The sequence below is a fragment of the Mycobacterium sp. genome, assembly GCF_035506235.1.
In the GTDB taxonomy this organism is placed as follows: Bacteria; Actinomycetota; Actinomycetes; order Mycobacteriales; family Mycobacteriaceae; genus Mycobacterium.
The window spans coordinates 1-16,252 of the sequence record NZ_DATJPU010000112.1 but is presented as its reverse complement, the minus strand read 5'-3'; the positions used below and the strand labels follow the sequence as shown (position 1 = coordinate 16,252).

The 16,252-nt window shown below is 68.4% G+C and carries 16 protein-coding genes; 8 read left to right on the top strand and 8 right to left on the bottom strand.

The annotated features are described in order from the left end of the window. The first annotated feature begins 156 nt into the window (after positions 1-156). Positions 157-1,827, top strand: coding sequence for a GMC family oxidoreductase (locus VMD50_RS10455; protein ID WP_325427485.1), 1,671 nt, complete (start codon positions 157-159; stop codon positions 1,825-1,827). 87 nt (positions 1,828-1,914) lie between these two features. After that, positions 1,915-3,702 carry a DNA polymerase III subunits gamma/tau gene (locus tag VMD50_RS10450; protein WP_325427482.1) on the top strand — a complete coding sequence of 596 codons (1,788 nt, stop codon included), beginning with the start codon at positions 1,915-1,917 and terminating at the stop codon, positions 3,700-3,702. Between the two features lie 111 nt (positions 3,703-3,813). Here VMD50_RS10450 and VMD50_RS10445 read toward each other — a convergent pair whose 3' ends face one another. Together VMD50_RS10445 and VMD50_RS10440 are read right to left on the bottom strand one after the other, a co-directional pair. Then, positions 3,814-5,133: a class I SAM-dependent methyltransferase gene (locus tag VMD50_RS10445; protein WP_325427481.1), complete on the bottom strand. Its 1,320-nt coding sequence runs from the start codon at positions 5,131-5,133 to the stop codon at positions 3,814-3,816. Then, the gene (locus VMD50_RS10440; protein WP_325427479.1) at positions 5,130-6,518 is read right to left on the bottom strand and encodes an FAD-binding oxidoreductase; all 1,389 of its coding nucleotides are present in this window, start codon (positions 6,516-6,518) and stop codon (positions 5,130-5,132) included. The genes VMD50_RS10445 and VMD50_RS10440 overlap by 4 nt, the downstream gene beginning before the upstream one ends. A 103-nt stretch (positions 6,519-6,621) precedes the next feature. Here VMD50_RS10440 and VMD50_RS10435 point away from each other — a divergent pair, with 103 nt between their 5' ends. After that, complete coding sequence (locus VMD50_RS10435) at positions 6,622-7,059, top strand: SRPBCC family protein (protein WP_325427477.1); 438 nt, start codon at positions 6,622-6,624, stop codon at positions 7,057-7,059. A 5-nt stretch (positions 7,060-7,064) separates the two neighbouring features. Here the strand turns inward: VMD50_RS10435 and VMD50_RS10430 are convergent, their stop codons facing one another. Then, positions 7,065-7,838 carry an Rv3717 family N-acetylmuramoyl-L-alanine amidase gene (locus VMD50_RS10430; protein WP_325427475.1) on the bottom strand — a complete coding sequence of 258 codons (774 nt, stop codon included), beginning with the start codon at positions 7,836-7,838 and terminating at the stop codon, positions 7,065-7,067. A 98-nt stretch (positions 7,839-7,936) separates the two neighbouring features. On the opposite strand from VMD50_RS10430, the gene VMD50_RS10425 reads away from it, so the two are divergent. Both VMD50_RS10425 and recR read left to right on the top strand, forming a co-directional pair. Continuing rightward, complete coding sequence (locus VMD50_RS10425; protein ID WP_325427473.1) at positions 7,937-8,293, top strand: YbaB/EbfC family nucleoid-associated protein; 357 nt, start codon at positions 7,937-7,939, stop codon at positions 8,291-8,293. Between the two features lie 12 nt (positions 8,294-8,305). Further along, a complete protein-coding gene (recR, locus tag VMD50_RS10420; RefSeq protein WP_325427471.1) occupies positions 8,306-8,917 on the top strand; it encodes a recombination mediator RecR in 612 nt (203 codons plus the stop codon). 112 nt (positions 8,918-9,029) lie between these two features. Here the strand turns inward: recR and VMD50_RS10415 are convergent, their stop codons facing one another. From VMD50_RS10415 to VMD50_RS10405, 3 genes are all read right to left on the bottom strand, one after another. Beyond that, complete coding sequence (locus tag VMD50_RS10415; protein ID WP_325427469.1) at positions 9,030-9,671, bottom strand: C39 family peptidase; 642 nt, start codon at positions 9,669-9,671, stop codon at positions 9,030-9,032. A gap of 91 nt (positions 9,672-9,762) precedes the next feature. Further along, positions 9,763-10,470 (bottom strand): type 1 glutamine amidotransferase, encoded by a 708-nt coding sequence (locus VMD50_RS10410; RefSeq protein ID WP_325427467.1) that lies wholly within the window; start codon positions 10,468-10,470, stop codon positions 9,763-9,765. Next, positions 10,463-11,692 carry a Mur ligase family protein gene (locus VMD50_RS10405; protein ID WP_325427465.1) on the bottom strand — a complete coding sequence of 410 codons (1,230 nt, stop codon included), beginning with the start codon at positions 11,690-11,692 and terminating at the stop codon, positions 10,463-10,465. The genes VMD50_RS10410 and VMD50_RS10405 overlap by 8 nt, the downstream gene beginning before the upstream one ends. A 187-nt stretch (positions 11,693-11,879) precedes the next feature. Between VMD50_RS10405 and VMD50_RS10400 the strand changes: the two genes are divergently transcribed. After that, positions 11,880-12,872, top strand: a complete 993-nt coding sequence (locus tag VMD50_RS10400) for a DEDDh family exonuclease (RefSeq protein ID WP_325427463.1) — start codon at positions 11,880-11,882, stop codon at positions 12,870-12,872. Here the strand turns inward: VMD50_RS10400 and VMD50_RS10395 are convergent. After that, positions 12,838-13,047, bottom strand: a complete 210-nt coding sequence (locus VMD50_RS10395) for a hypothetical protein (RefSeq protein WP_325427461.1) — start codon at positions 13,045-13,047, stop codon at positions 12,838-12,840. The genes VMD50_RS10400 and VMD50_RS10395 overlap by 35 nt on opposite strands. An 86-nt stretch (positions 13,048-13,133) precedes the next feature. Here VMD50_RS10395 and VMD50_RS10390 point away from each other — a divergent pair, with 86 nt between their 5' ends. After that, the gene (locus VMD50_RS10390; RefSeq protein ID WP_325427459.1) at positions 13,134-13,646 is read left to right on the top strand and encodes a MarR family winged helix-turn-helix transcriptional regulator; all 513 of its coding nucleotides are present in this window, start codon (positions 13,134-13,136) and stop codon (positions 13,644-13,646) included. Here VMD50_RS10390 and leuA read toward each other — a convergent pair. After that, complete coding sequence (gene leuA, locus VMD50_RS10385; RefSeq protein WP_325427457.1) at positions 13,624-15,561, bottom strand: 2-isopropylmalate synthase; 1,938 nt, start codon at positions 15,559-15,561, stop codon at positions 13,624-13,626. The two genes, VMD50_RS10390 and leuA, sit on opposite strands and share 23 nt — an antisense overlap. A gap of 236 nt (positions 15,562-15,797) precedes the next feature. Here leuA and VMD50_RS10380 point away from each other — a divergent pair. Beyond that, a partial coding sequence (locus VMD50_RS10380; RefSeq protein ID WP_475447142.1) for an amino acid kinase family protein occupies positions 15,798-16,252 on the top strand: 455 nt, incomplete at its 3' end.

Sequence of the window (16,252 nt, the reverse complement as noted above, 5' to 3'; positions counted from 1 at the left end):
AACTACGCCGCTTCGACGAGGTGAGTTAGCAGATCTAGTTGCTCGATTCGAGCCATCTAACGCCCGGAATAGATATTCTCAAGCGTCGATCAGCAAACTACGCACAGTTTGGTTGCCCTCGATCGATGGGCCCCATCCAGACGCGAGAGGACTTTGATGAGTCCCGACTATGACGTGATCGTGATCGGATCGGGTTTCGGTGGCTCGGTTACCGCTCTTCGCCTCAGCGAGAAGGGATACCGCGTCGGCGTGCTCGAGCAGGGAGCGCGCTGGCGGCCGCAGGACTACCCGCCCGATGGTGTACCTATGCGAAAGACCCTGTGGCAGCCCTATTTCGGCCTCACAGGCCCGCTGCGAATCACCGTTTTGAAGAACGTCGCTATCCAGTCGGCCGTTGGCGTCGGCGGCGGTTCACTGATCTACGGCAACGTTCTCTACGAACCGCCGGCGCAGTTCTACAACGACCCGCAATGGGCCTCGATCACGGACTGGGAGGTCGAATTAGCGCCGTATTACGAGCAGGCCAAACGAATGCTCGGCGTCGCGACGAATCCGAGATTGACCCCTGCAGACGACGTGTTCAAGGCGATCGCAGACGATTTGGGTATTGCCGACACGTTTCACCCGACCCAGGTGGGCGTGTTCTTCGGCCAGCCCGGCAAGACGGTTTCCGACCCGTACTTCGGTGGCATCGGACCAGAGCGTGCCGGCTGCGTCTTCTGTGGGCGCTGCATCAATGGATGCGCGCACAATGCCAAGAACACCCTTGAACAAAACTACTTGTACCTGGCGGAAAAGGTGGGCGCGCAGGTTCACCCGATGACAACCGTCGTCGACGTCCGTGAATCGCCCGCCGGCGGCTACCAGGTTGAAACCGTCGAAACTGGACGGTGGGTTCGTAAGCGACACCGGACCTGGTGCGCCGATCAGGTGGTGTTCTCCGCCGCCGCGCTCGGCACGCAAAAATTGCTGCATAGACTGCGGGCCAACGGTTCCTTACCCCGGATCTCGGCGCGGTTGGGTGAGCTTGCGCGGACCAACTCAGAGGTCAGCCTGCTCGCGACCTCGCGAACCCGCACGGATCTGGCTCAGGGTGTGGCCGGCACGTCGTCAATCCACCCCGATGCGAACACGCACATCGAAGCCTTCCGCCTCGGCAAGGGCAGCAACTGGGGATTTCTCCTGACCACCACCCTGGTCGACGGCGACCAACACCGCGTCGCCAGATGGATGCTGACAAACCTGCGCCACCCGGCTGCATTCGCCCGATCGTTCAATGCTCGGAGAGCCTCCGATAGATCGATATCCCTGCTTGTCATGCAGGATTTGAACAATTCGCTGACCACCTACCTCAAACGCGGCCTTTTCGGCGCGAAGATGACCTCCCGACAAGGAGTGGGCGCGCCCAATCCGAACTGGAATCCGGTCGGCAATGACGTAGTCCGACGTGCTGCCGCAAAGATCGATGGTGACCCCCGCGGCTATTACTTCGACGTCGTCAACCGGCCGACGACCGCGCATTTCATCGGCGGCTGCCCCATCGGAGATTCACCGGCAACGGGCGTCGTTGACCCATACCAGCGGCTATACGGGTATCTCGGCCTGCACATCATCGATGGTTCGACGATCACAGCCAACTTGGGCGTCAATCCGGCACTCACCATCACAGCGCTATCGGAACGGGCGGTCGCGCTCTGGCCCAACAAAGGTGATTCGGACCCACGCCCTCCGCTCGGCTCGGCCTATCAGCGAGTCGCGCCGGTTCGGCCGCACAATCCGATCGTGCCCAAAAACGCGCCTGCGGCGCTTCGCCTATCAGCGACCTGATCGTTGGCCCGGTCGACCGAAGCCTGTGGCATCCCACTCAGACCCTCCGGGTCGGCATCGTCACCGAGCGTCGGTAGCCTGCTGAGCGTGGCCCTCTACCGCAAGTATCGACCGGCAACTTTCGCCGAAGTGGTGGGGCAGGAGCACGTCACCGAACCGCTGTCCATTGCCCTGGAAGCCGGCCGGATCAACCACGCCTACCTGTTTTCCGGGCCGCGGGGCTGCGGAAAAACGTCGTCGGCGCGCATCCTGGCCCGGTCGCTGAACTGCGCGCAGGGGCCGACGGCCAACCCGTGCGGCGTCTGCGAGTCGTGCACGGCGTTGGCGCCCAACGCGCCCGGCAGCATCGACGTGGTGGAGCTCGACGCCGCCAGCCACGGCGGCGTGGACGACACGCGCGAACTGCGGGACCGCGCCTTCTATGCCCCCGCGCAGTCGCGCTACCGGGTGTTCATCGTCGACGAAGCGCACATGGTGACCACTGCGGGGTTCAACGCGCTGCTCAAGATCGTCGAGGAGCCGCCCGAGCACCTCATCTTCATCTTCGCCACCACCGAACCGGAGAAGGTGCTGCCGACGATTCGCTCGCGCACCCATCACTACCCGTTCCGGCTGCTGCCGCCGAAGACCATGCGGGCGCTGATCGGGCGGATCTGCGAGCAGGAGGGCGTCGTCGTCGACGACGCGGTGTACCCGCTGGTGATCCGTGCCGGCGGTGGCTCGCCCCGCGACACCCTGTCGGTGCTGGACCAGCTGGTGGCCGGGGCCGAGGGCAACCACGTGACCTACCAGCGCGCGCTGGGGCTGCTGGGCGCCACCGACGTCGCGCTGATCGACGACGCCGTGGACGCCCTAGCCGCCTCGGACGCGGCCGCGTTATTCGGCGCGGTCGAATCGGTGATCGACGCGGGCCATGACCCACGGCGCTTCGCGACTGATCTGCTGGAGCGGTTCCGCGATCTCCTTGTGCTGCAAGCGGTTCCAGATGCCGTGAGCCGCGGCGTGGTGGACGCGCCCGAGGACGTGCTGGACCGGATGCGCGAGCAAGCGGTGCGGATCGGCCCGGCGACCCTGACCCGCTACGCCGAGGTCGTGCAGGCCGGGCTGGGGGAGATGCGCGGTGCGACGGCGCCGCGGCTGCTGCTCGAGGTGGTCTGCGCGCGACTGCTGTTGCCCTCGGCCAGCGACGCCGAGTCGGCGCTGCTGCAACGCGTCGAGCGGATCGAGACCCGGCTGGGCGTGTCCCTGCCCGCCTCCGAGAGCGCCGCGACGCCCGGCCCGCCGCCCAAGCGGGCTCCTGTCGCAAAGGCCGAGCCGAAACCCGAGCCGAAACCCGAGCCGAAGCCGACACCGCCGCCCGAACCGGCCCCGCCGCCCCCGCCTGAGCCCGAATCAGCCTCTGCCTTAGGCGAACTCAACGCGGCGGCGCTGCGATCGATGTGGCCGACGGTGCGCGACAAGGTGCGCCAGCGCAGCCGCACCACCGAGGTGATGCTGGCGGGCGCCACGGTCCGGGCCGTGGAGGACAACACGCTGGTGCTGACCCACGCGTCGGCGCCGCTGGCCAAGCGGCTGTCCGAGCAGCGCAACGCCGACGTCATCGCCGAAGCGCTCAAAGACGCGCTGGGGGTGAGCTGGCGGGTGCGGTGTGAGGTCGACGCGGGAGCGCCCGCCGCGAGCGCCCCGGAGCCGGTCACGCGGCAAGCGCCCGTCGACGAGCCGGCCGGCGCGGATTCGGCTCAGCGCGACGAAGAGGAACACATGCTCGCCGAGGCCGGCCGCAGTGAGCCGTCGGCACCGCGCCGCGACCCCGAAGAGGTCGCACTCGAATTGCTGCAGAACGAGTTGGGCGCCCGCCGAATCGATAACGCTTAGTGGCGACCGTAAGCGCGGCGTAGCCGGGCGGCGACGGGTCGCCGCCATAAACGCTTAGTGGCGACCGTAAGCGCGGCGTAGCCGGGCGGCGACGGGTCGCCACCATAACACTTAGGGCGTCCACCACGGCCGCAGCGGCAGGCTGTCGTCGCCGCGGGGGGCCACGTTTGCAGCCAGCACGTGGTGCAGCTGAAGGTTGTTCTGCTCGAAGGCCACCCGCGAGGCCGCCATGTACAGGCCCCACACCTTGGCGGTCGCCAGGCCGACCTCTTCGACCGCCTCGTCCCAGTGCTCGACGAGGTTGCGGCACCAGTCGCGCAGGGTCATCGCGTAGTGATGCCGGAAGTTCTCCTCGTGCAGCACCTCCAAGCCGGCGTCCTGGACCTCGGTGACGATGCGGCCGGAGCCGGTGAGCTCCCCGTCCGGGAAGACGTAGCGGTCGGTGAACCCGCCCGCGAAGGAGGTCGATTTGTTGTCGTGGCGGGTGATGCAGTGATTGAGCAGCAGGCCCCCGGTGCGTAGCTTGGACTTCAGGAAGGCGAAGTATGCCGGGTAATTCTTGACGCCGATGTGCTCGGTCAGGCCGATGGACGAGACGGCGTCGAATCCCGCCTCGCCGACGTCGCGGTAGTCGGAGTGCCGCACTTCGGCCAGGTCCGCGAGACCCTCGTCTTCGATCGCCTTCTGTGCCCATTTCGCCTGCTCGGCCGACAGGGTGGCGCCGATCGCGCGGACACCGTGTCGCGCCGCGTAGCGCACCATGCCTCCCCAGCCGCAGCCGACGTCGAGCAGCCGGTCGCCCGGCTGCAGCCGCAGCTTGTCGAAGATCAGCCGGTACTTGTTGTCCTGAGCTTCTGCCAGCGTCGCGTCGGCGTGGGGATAGACCGCGCAGGTGTAGGTCATCGAGGGACCCAGCACCCATTCGTAGAAGGTGTTGGAGACGTCGTAGTGGTGGTGGATGGCCTCGGCGTCGCGGGTCTTGCTGTGCATGACGCCCGCCGCGACCCGCCGCCACCGCGGCGGCGCCTCCTCCGGCGGTGGGGCGACGGGCAGCAAATGCTCGACGCCCATGGAACGCACGACGTTGGCGAGGGTCCGCGCCGACGGCCGCTTGAATTGGACGCGGTCGGTCAGGGTCTTGAGCAACTGGTACGGGTCGCCGGGGTGCACGCCATAGGTCTGCAGGTCACCCGATACGTACGCGCGGGCCAGGCCCAGTTCGCCGGGGGCCGTGGCGAGGTAGGTGGCGCCGCGGGGCGACCGCAGGTCCAGGCCCAGCACCGCGTCCTCGCTGCCGGCCGTGCTGCCGTCGTACGCGGTGAACTTCATCGGGTGCCGCCCGGTCGCGGCGAAGAGCTCCAGGATCTCGGCCATGCTGAGCTTCCCGGTCGTGATGTGACGGGGTTCTCGGGTCTCAGAAGTTGCTGTCATCGCCGTTGCACCGCCTTTGCGTACAGGTCCAAAAGACGCGAATCGGGGTCGTAGGTTTTCTTGACCGTCTTGTAAGCCTCCCCGCCGTAGAGCTCATCAAACTCCTCGCGGGTGTAAAAGGAGTCGGAGTACAGCGACTTGTGCCCGTCGAGTTCGCTGACCTTCGCCTCGATCGCCCGATTGGTGGCGCCGTTGGTCGCGCCGGCCGGCACCGACGACCAAAATCCGATGTTGACGTAGGTGTGGTCCGGGCGCATCGGATACAGCGGCCAGCCGTCGCGGTCGCGGAGTCGCAGTGGGCACAGCCAGACCGGCGTGATGGGCACGTTGTCGGCGAACCACTCCAAAAACTCGCAGGTCCGCTCCACCGGCACCTCGACGTCCTGGACCACCCGCTCGCGGGGCGGGCGGCCATTGCGCTTCTCGATGCGGTCGGCGATGCCGAAACGCTGGTCCAGCGCGACGAGCTTCCAATAGAAGCTGCTGCGCCGGTAGCGGCGGGGCCACCAGCGTCGCACCCGCGGGTTCTGGACACCGAACGCGCGCGAGCACCAGAACCAGTCGGTGTCCCAGCGCCAGAAGTAGTCGTGAATTGTCAGCCGGTCGTCCTTGGTGGCTTCCACCCCAACCGAGTGATGCCGAATCGATTGGTAGTAAATGTTTTTCCCGGTGTAGTCACTGACCGGTCCCGGGGTGGCGGTCCGCCGGCCCACGCACAGGTAGCTTTCGTCCGTGCTGAAAACCACGCCGTCCAGATAGTCCACCGGGGTGCCGCCCTGGCCGCCGGTGTCGATGATGCGTTCCATCGCCGCGACCATCTCGGGCAGCGAGCGGAATCGGACATGCCGCAGGGCCACAAACGGGGCGACGGGCTCCAGCTCGATTCGCAGCCTCGTCGAATACCCTAGTGTGCCATAGGAATTGGGAAACGCACGGAACAGTTCCGGGTGCTGGCTGCGGGATGCGGTGAGTAATTCGCCGGCGCCGGTGAGGATGTCCATCTCCAGCACCGACTCGTGGGGCAGGCCGTTGCGAAACGACGCCGACTCGATACCCAGGCCGCTGACCGCGCCGCCGAGGGTGATGGTCTTCAGCTGCGGAACCACCAGTGGCGAAAGGCCGTACGGCAGGGTCGTGGCCACCAGGTCCTCGTAGGTGCACATGCCGGCGACGTCGGCGGTGCGGGTCTCGGGATCGACCGAGAGAACGCCGGTCAAACCCGACGTGTCCAGGCCGCGCGCATCGCGTTTGGCGCGGGCGCGGAACAGGTTTGAGGTGGGCTTGGCGAGCCTGACGGCGGACGTCGCGGGGATGGACCGATAACTCGCCATCAACCGGTCGACGCCCGCTGCGTGAGCCGAGAGTGCAGATCCTGGGACAGGCATCACATATACCCTAGTCTTCGGAAACAGCCCGTGCACCCGCGCGCGGGGGATCACAAGCATCACAACGTCATCGAAAAGAATCGAAAAGAAGGAGTCGCGCCCGATGGGCCAGGTGAGCGCAGCCAGCACGATCTTGATCAACGTCGAGCCCGGGGCCACCCTCGCCGCGGTCGCGGACTATCAGAAGATGCGTCCGAAGATCCTGTCCCCGCGGTACAGCCAGTACCAGGTGCTGCAGGGCGGGCAGGGGGCGGGCACGGTCGCCAAATGGAAGCTCCAGGCCACCAAATCACGCGTTCGCGATGTGCAGGTGAACGTCGACGTGGCCGGCCACACCGTCATCGAGAAGGATGCGAACTCGTCGATGATCACCAACTGGACGGTGGCCCCCGCCGGACCGGGGTCCAGCGTCACGGTGAAGACCAGCTGGACCGGCGCCGGCGGCGTCAAAGGCTTCTTCGAGAAGACCTTTGCGCCCTTGGGGCTGAAGAGGATTCAGGGCGAGGTGCTGGCCAACCTGAAGAAAGAACTGGAAGGCTAGCGTCGTCAGCGCGCCTGGCCCTGGGTGGCCAGGAAGCCCGCAACGCCGCGGACGAGCGCGTCGGCGTACTTCTGCCGTCCGTCGGTGGACTCCATCAGCGCCGAATCCACGGGGTTCTTCATGTTGCCGCATTCGACCAGGATCGACGGATACTGCGCCAGGTTCAGGCCGGCGAGGTCCGAGCGCCCGTACAAACCGTCCTGCCCGATGTAGTTCGCGGGCGGGATGCCCGACGCCTGCATTTGGTCCCGCATGATCCGGGCGTACTGCACCGAGGGGCCGGCCTGCGCCTGGTTGAGCGGGGGCGCCGAGTAGTTGACGTGAAAGCCCCGGCCGGACGGTGGGCCGCCGTCGGCGTGGATGCTCAGGATCGCGTTGGGCCGCAAGGAGTTGGCCGCGGCGGCGCGCGCGTCGACGCACGGTCCCAGCCCGGTGTCGTCACCGCGCGACAGGGCTGTGCGGACGCCCAGCGCGTTGAGTTCGGCGCGCACCCGCAGCGCGGTGTCCCAGGTGAACGTGTGCTCCTGGTACCCGGTGTTGGTCGACGTCCCGCTGGTCTGGCAGTCCTTCGTGCCGCCGCGCCCGGTGGGCACCTGGCGGTTGATGGACGCGTCATTTGAGCCGTTGTGGCCGGGGTCGATGAAAACGACCATGCCGGCGATATTGGACGGGACCCCCCGGGCAGCCGGGGTCAACGTCGGCATGATCGCCGTTGAAGCGGCGATCAGCACACCGACGACCAGTTTGATTCCGACACGCCTGCTCACACTTAGGTCCACGGCGCAAAGGTAACGTCGCGCGGTCTACGCTGGGTGTTTCGAATCGCCCGCCACCCACAGGCGAAACCAACTCGAGACCAAGATGCGAGGGGATTGTCATGCAACCCGGAGGCGACATGTCGGCGCTGCTCGCCCAGGCGCAGCAGATGCAGCAAAAGCTACTGGAGGCCCAGCACCAGCTCGCCAACGCCGAGATCCACGGGCAGGCCGGCGGGGACCTGGTCAAGGTCGTTGTCAAAGGCAGCGGCGAGGTGGTCGCCGTGGAGATCGACCCCAAGGTCGTCGACCCTAACGACATCGAGACCCTGCAGGACTTGATCGTCGGCGCCATGCGCGACGCTTCCCAGCAGGTCACCAAGATGGCGCAGGAGCGGCTGGGCGCCCTGGCCGGCGGCATGGGCGCGCCGCCGGCCCCACCGGCGGGGCCGCCACCGACTCAGATGCCGGGGCTGTGACGCTGCACCGACATGTTTGAGGGACCCGTCCAGGATCTGATCGACGAGCTCGGCAAGCTGCCGGGCATCGGCCCGAAGAGCGCGCAGCGCATCGCGTTCCACCTGTTGTCGGTGGAACCGCCGGAGATCGACCGGCTGACCGCGGTGCTGGGCAAGGTCCGCGAGGGCGTGCGGTTCTGCGCGGTGTGCGGCAACGTCTCCGACGAGGACCGCTGCCGCATCTGCGCCGACCCGCGCCGGGACGGCTCGCAGGTCTGTGTCGTCGAGGAGCCGAAGGACGTCCAGGCCGTCGAGCGCACCCGCGAATTCCGGGGCCGCTACCACGTGCTGGGCGGCGCGCTCGATCCGCTGTCCGGCGTGGGTCCCGACCAGCTGCGCATCCGCGAGCTGCTGACCCGCATCGGTGAGCGCGTCGACGACGTCGACATCACCGAGGTGATCATCGCCACCGACCCCAACACTGAGGGCGAGGCGACGGCCACCTACCTGGTTCGGATGCTGCGCGACATCCCGGGCCTGACCGTGACGCGGATCGCGTCGGGGCTGCCGATGGGCGGCGACTTGGAGTTCGCCGACGAGCTGACGCTGGGCCGCGCGCTCACCGGCCGCCGGGCCATGGTCTGAAGCCGCAGAGCTCTTCGGGGGGATAGGCGACTGCCGGATTTGGTAGCGCATGCGCTACCAAATCCGGAGTCAGTCACATGCCTGCAGTGCCGCTTCGCGGGAAAGCCACCCGTCACTTGGTCACGACGGCGAAGTTATCGCTGGTGTTCCACGCCGCCTGGAAGGCGCCGATGGGAACCTGTTCGTCGCGGCCCGCCTTGACGCCGCTGTCGTTGAGGTGCACCACGCCGGCTTTGGTGTCGATGCCGGTGACGACCACGAAGTGGTTTTCCTGGGTGCGGTCGCCGGGCTTGTTCCAGATGGTCCTGTCGTTGAGCCCGACGATCACCTTGTGCCCCTGATCCAGCTCCTGCGCCAGCGAGTCGACGTTGGTGTGGACCGCGGCGGCGTGGATGCCGTAGTGCGCCAGCAGCACCGGCAGGTCCGAGTTCTTGGTGTTCCCCGAGGGGCGGTAGACCGGTCCCGGGTGGCTCACGCTGGGGATAGTGCCCGCCGCGGCGGTGATCTCGTCCTCGGTGGGCTCGCGGCCGGTGATCTGACCGACCACGTCTGCCACCGCCATCTCCCCGCAGTCGTGGTCTTGTTGTTGGTAGCGCCAGTAGGGCGCGGCGGCGGCCGGGTCGCCGTGCATCCCGTCCTGGGCGGCGTCGGCCGTGGCGGCGAACGCCACCATCGAGCCGGTGGCCGCGCTCAACACGGCCGCGAGCCCGACGATGCGGGCCACCTTGGCGACGGTGGTTCTGGGGTTGCTCATGGCTTCCTTTTCTCGGTCGGTGGGTCGAGAAAAGGCTGGGTGATGCCGCTGCACGGATCCTTGACGAAAACTTGCAGCGCAGGTAGGCGGCCTAGCGGGCCGCCAGTCGTTCGCGACGCAGCAGGTCCACCTCGGGCAGCTCGAGCGGCGAGAGCCCGCCCACCACTTTGCCGAGCAACAGGTCGGCCAGCTCCGGGTTGCGGGCCAGGCACGGCCCGTGCATGTAGGTCGCGACGACGCTGCCCTGCACCGCGCCGTCGAAGCCGTCACCGGCCCGGTTTCCCGCACCCTTGACCACCGCGCCCAGCGGCGACGCGGCGGACCCCAGGACGGTACCGCCCCGGTGGTTCTCGAAGCCGGTGAGCCGTTGGGTCAGGCCGGCCAGCAACGGCTTGCTGACCAGCTCGCCGATGGTGCGCGCGTCCTGCGGCGACGTCGTCGCGTCCAGCATGCCCACGCCGTCGACCCGCTCCCCTGACGAGGTCGCATACCAATGCCCCAGCACCTGGACCGCCGCGCAGATCGCCAGCACGGGCGCGCCCCGCTCGGCCGCGCGTTGCAGGCCCGGGTAGCGCAGCAGGTGCCTGGTGGCCAGCCGCTGCGCGTAGTCCTCCGCCCCGCCCAGCGTGTACAGGTCCAGCGACTCCGGCACCGGATCGGCCAGCGTGATCTCGACGATCTCGGCCGCGATGCCCCGCCACCGCAGCCGCTGGCGCAGCACCAGCGCGTTGCCGCCGTCGCCGTAGGTGCCCATCACGTCGGGCAGCACCAGGCCGATCCGCACGGTGGAGTCAGCCATGGCGCGCCAACGCTCGCTGCAGCTGCAGGAAGGCCGTGTAGTTGGCGATGACCTCCACCCTTCCGGGTGGGCACGACGCGATGGCCGCCACGGTGTCGTGCATCAGCGTGTGCTCGACCCCCGCGTAGCCCAGACGCACCGCCAGGTCGGTGCCGCGTTCCCCGGCGGCGACGACGGCTGTCTCTTCGAAGTGCTCGAAGCGCACGTCCCACAGCCACGACAGGTCCTCGCCGTCGGGCACCTGCCCGTTGACCGAGATCACCACCCCGGCCGCGTGCTTGTCCACCATCGACAGCGCCTCCTGCCAGCCGGCCGGGTTCTTGGCCAGCAGGATCCGCGCCTCGTGGTCGCCGACGCGGACGCTACGGTAGCGCCCGGCGACCTCGTCGACCTGAGAGACAGCGGCTACCGCCGCAACCGGGTCGGCGCCCAGCGCGACGGCGGCGGCCACCGCCTGGGCGGCGTTGCCCCGGTTCACCGCGCCCGGCAGCGCCAGCCGCATCGGCAGGGCCAGGCCGTCGGGCCCGTACAGGGTGTGGTCGTCGAACCACCACTGGGGGCTGGGCCGCTTGAAGTCGGCGCCGGTGGAATACCAGTGGCCCTTGTCGCGGACGATGACCTCGCCGCTGCGCGGACAGCTGACCGAGTCGTTCGCCCAGGCGCCGCCCGCGGCCACCCACACCACATTCGGGCTGTCGTAGGCCGCCGACGTCATCAGGACATCGTCGCAGTTGGCGACGACGACCGCCTTTGGGTGCCGTGCCAGGCCGGCCCGCAGCGTGCGTTCGATCACGTTGATCTCGCCAACCCGGTCCAGTTGGTCGCGTGACAGGTTGAGCAGCACGATGACGCTGGGTTCGACGGCATCGGACACGTGCGGGACGTGCATCTCGTCGACCTCCAGGGCCGCCAATTGGGCGTGCCGGTTGGCGGCCAGCGCGGCCACCAGCCCGGCGTCCATGTTGGCGCCCTCGGCGTTGGTGGCCATCGGGCCCAGCGTTCCCAGCGCGGCCGCCGTCATCCGCGTGGTCGTCGACTTGCCGTTGGTGCCGGTGACGATGACGGTGCGCCGCCCGGCCCCGAGCTGGCGCAGCACCGAAGGGTCCAGCGTCATCGCGACCAGTCCGCCGATCATCGCCCCGGCGCCACGCCCGGTTACCCGCGATGCCCACCGCGCGCTCGCTCCCGCGGCGAGGGCCAGGCGTGCACGGGCGGTAACCACCCGGGCAGTTTAGGGCGATCGCAAGCGCGGCGCTTGCGCCGGGCGTAGCGGGTGGCCCGCGTGGATTTAGGGCGATCGCAAGCGCGGCGCTTGCGCCGGGCGTAGCGGGTCGCCCGCGCGTACTACTAGGGCGCGACACGAACCACAGCGAACCGGCGATGTCGGTCGCACGTGCCATGCTCAGCTCATGAACCGGGTGTCCTGGGGGCGGCCGGCCAGCGAGTCGGGCGGGGGCTGGGCCGTCGTCGACGTCGAGACCTCGGGCTTTCGGCCGGGTCAGGCGCGGATCATCAGCGTCGCCGCGCTCGGGCTCGACGCCGACGGCCGAGTGGAGCAGTCCGTGGTCAGCCTGCTCAACCCCGGGGTGGACCCGGGTCCCACCCACGTGCACGGCCTGACCGCCGCGATGCTCGAGGACCAGCCGCAGTTCGCCGACATCGTCGGTGATCTGGTCGCAGTGCTGCGCGGCCGCACGCTGGTGGCCCACAATGTCGCCTTCGACTACGCGTTCCTGACCGCGGAGGCCGAGCTCGCCGAGGCCGAGCTGCCCGTCGACAACGTCATGTGCACGGTCGAGTTGGCGCGGCGGCTGGACCTGGGGGTCGACAACCTGCGGCTGGAGACATTGGCGGCGCACTGGGGCGTGGTCCAGGAGCGGCCGCACGATGCCTTCGACGACGCGCTGGTGTTGACCGGCGTGCTGGAGTCGGCGCTCGAGCGGGCACGCGAACGCGACGTCTGGCTGCCGGTGCGCCCGGTGACCCGGCGGCAATGGCCGAACGGCCGGGTGACCCACGACGAGCTGCGCCCGCTGAAGGTGCTGGCTTCGCGGATGCCGTGCCGCTACCTCAACCCGGGCCCCTTCGTGCGGGGCAGGCCGCTGGTCCAGGGCATGCGGGTGGCGCTGGCGGCGGAGGTGAGGCGCACCCACGAGGAGCTCGTCGAGCGGATCCTGCACGCCGGGCTCGCCTACCGCGACGTCGTGGATGGGGAGACCTCGCTGGTGGTGTGCAATGACGCCGCCCCCGAGCAGGGCAAGGGCTATCACGCCCTGCAGCTGGGGGTGCCGGTGGTGTCCGACGCGCAGTTCATGGACAGCGTCGGTGCGGTCGCCGGCGGTACCAGCATGGAGGAATTCGCCGACGTCACCGCGGCCGCCGCGCAGCTAGCGCTGTTCTGACCCACGCGGCGGCCGGCACCTCGGCCGGCGCGAGCACGTAGTCGGCGGCAGCGCCGCCGGCTTCCATCGGGAGAAACGCCACGACGGCGTCGCCGACGGTCCAGTCCGTGACCGCCGCGCCGATCCCCACGACGTCCATCGCCGCCGCGACCGAGTTGAAAGAGGTCGCAGCCACCTCACCAGAATCTCTCCGGCGCCCGCCTGCAGACAGATGTCCTTCACTCGTCGGCTGCTTCGATGTCGAAGCAGTACGATGGCGCCGTGGTCGAAGCCCTCGAACCTGAGCAGATGCGCACGTACTTCGCGCTCACCGAGGGAGTCAGCCTGCTGCAGTACGCCGTGCGACAGCAACTACAGGCCGAAGGCGATCTCAGCTACGTGCAGTTCGAGATCTTGGCCCAACTCGCCGACGCCACCGGGCAACTCACCATGACCGACCTCGCCGACGGGGTGGTCTACAGCCGCAGCGGCCTGACCCATCAGGCCGGCCTGCTGGAGAAGGCGGGGCTGATCACCCGCCGAGCCAGCCCTCATGACCAGCGAGCCACGCTCGTCGACATCACTGCGGCGGGCCGAGCCCGGGTGGCCAAGGTGCTACCCGGCCACATCCAGGTCGTTCGCGACCTGCTGTTCGACTCGCTCTCAGACCAGGACGTGCGCACCCTTGGCGACATCATGAGTCGCGCCCGCGACCACATGCGTGCCCGACCGGCCCGCTCCGCCGTCCCCCGACGCAGCGCGCGTAGCGCCGTTAACCTCGCGAAGCGCGGTTGACCGCCGACACCACAGCACGCAGCGACGCGGTGGTGATCGACGGCGCGATCCCGACGCCCCATACCGTTCGCCCGGCGACGGGCCCTGATGGGTGCCGACCCGCTTCGCCCGGCTGCGCCGCGCTCGCGATCGACACCGGCCCTGATGGGTGCCGACCCGCTTCGCCCGGCTGCGCCGCGCTCGCGATCGACACCGACGCCTCGACATATGCCGCAGCCTGCGCGTCGTCACCCGAGCTCATCGCGTGCTCGGAATAATCCAGCACGGCCACGTCGAAGCCGACGGTCCCCAGCGCATGCACGAAGGCGGCAAGCGGGCCGTTGCCGGTGCCGCTGATCTCGGTCTCCACACCATCGATCTTGACGGTGGCCTGGATCGTCGTCGCGCCGCCGTCCTCGTCGGAGGCGTCGACCCGCTGCTTGATCCGCTCCAGCGGCCGCACCGGGGCCAGGTACTCCTCGGAGAACGCCTCCCACATCTCCTTCGGCGAGACCTCGCCACCCTCGCCGTCCGCGATCTTCTGGATCACCTGGGAAAACTCGATCTGCAGTCGCCGCGGCAGCGCCAGGCCGTGATCGGCCTTCATGATGTAAGCCACCCCGCCCTTGCCGGACTGCGAGTTGACCCGGATCACCGCTTCGTAGGTCCGCCCGACGTCCTTGGGGTCGATCGGCAGATAGGGCACCTGCCAGAGCATGTTCTCGACGTCGGTGTCGGCGGCGTCCGCGTCGATCTTCATCTGGTCGAGGCCCTTGTTGATGGCGTCCTGATGGCTGCCGGAGAACGCGGTGTAGACCAGGTCGCCGCCGTAGGGGTGCCGCTCGTGCACCGGCAGCTGGTTGCAGTACTCGACGGTGCGGCGGATCTCGTCGACGTTGGAGAAGTCGATCTGCGGGTCCACGCCGCGGGAGAACAGATTTAGCCCCAGGGTCACCAGGCACACGTTGCCGGTGCGCTCCCCGTTGCCGAACAGGCAGCCCTCGATCCGGTCCGCGCCTGCCTGGTAGCCCAATTCGGCTGCGGCGACGGCGGTTCCGCGGTCGTTGTGCGGATGCAGGCTCAGGATGACGGATTCCCGGTTGGCCAGGTTGCGGCTCATCCACTCGATCGAGTCGGCGTAGACGTTGGGGGTGGCCATCTCCACGGTGGCGGGCAGGTTGAAGATGATCGGGTTTTCCGGCGTGGGCTGGATGATTTCGCCGACGGCGTCGCACACCTGCTTGGCGTAGTCCAGTTCCGTCCCCGTGTAGGACTCCGGCGAGTACTCGAACCGCCACTGCGTGCCGGGGTGCTTGACCGCCTCCTCGACGCACTTGCGCGCGCCGTCGGTCGCGATCGCCCGAACCGCGGCACGGTCGGCGCGGAACACCACGCGGCGCTGCAGGATCGACGTCGAGTTGTAGAAGTGCACGATTGCCCGAGGCGCGCCATGGCACGCCTCGAAAGTGCGCTCGATCAGCTCCGGCCGGCACTGGGTCAGCACCTGGATCGTGACGTCGTCGGGAATGGCGCCGTCGGTGATGATCGCGCGGACGAAGTCGAAGTCGGTCTGGCTGGCCGACGGGAACCCGACCTCGATCTCCTTGTAGCCCATGCGCACCAGCAGGTCGAACATGCGGCGCTTGCGCGCCGGGCTCATCGGGTCGATCAGCGCCTGGTTGCCGTCGCGCAGGTCCACCGCGCACCACAGCGGGGCGCGCGTGATAACCCGGTCGGGCCAGGCGCGGTCGGCCACGCGGACGGGCTCGACCTCATCGGCGAAGGGCCGATACCGGTTGATCGGCATCGACGACCCGCGCTGGGGATTCCACCCGGGCTGGCCGGGCTGCGGCGGGCCGCAGGGTTTGACGATGGTGCGCGCCTTGAATGACTCGGTATAGGCGTCGGTACTGGAAGACTCAGGAAAGCTGTTCACGGTAGTTGCTCCGGGGTGTCAGAAGGAACCTCAGACCGGCGCATCGCGAACGCCCGCGACGGGAAGCCGGTCTGGATCAGACCCCGTCGCGGCGTCCGAGGAGGAGCACCCGCTGCACGGTCTGCACTCTACCGCAGGGCGGCATCGCGCCGGTAACGCGGATGCGCGGGCACGTATTCTGTTGTGGACTTAACGCGCAATCGGCGCAGACACTCCGAAGACAGGAACGAACAACAGTGGCGCTCGTCGTGCAGAAGTACGGCGGATCATCCGTGGCGGATGCCGACCGGATCCGCCGCGTCGCCGAGCGCATCGTCGCGACCAAGAAGCAGGGCAACGACGTCGTCGTCGTGGTGTCGGCAATGGGCGACACCACTGACGACCTGCTGGATCTGGCCCAGCAGGTCTGCCCGGCCCCGCCGCCGCGCGAACTCGACATGCTGCTGACCGCCGGTGAGCGCATCTCCAACGCCCTGGTGGCCATGGCGATCGAATCGCTCGGCGCGCAGGCCCGCTCGTTCACCGGTTCGCAGGCCGGGGTGATCACCACCGGCACCCACGGCAACGCCAAGATCATCGAGGTGACGCCGGGGCGCCTGCGGGACGCGCTCGACGAGGGGCGCATCGTGTTGGTCGCCGGGTTCCAAGGGGTCAGCCAGGACACCCGCGACGTCACCACACTCTGCCGAGG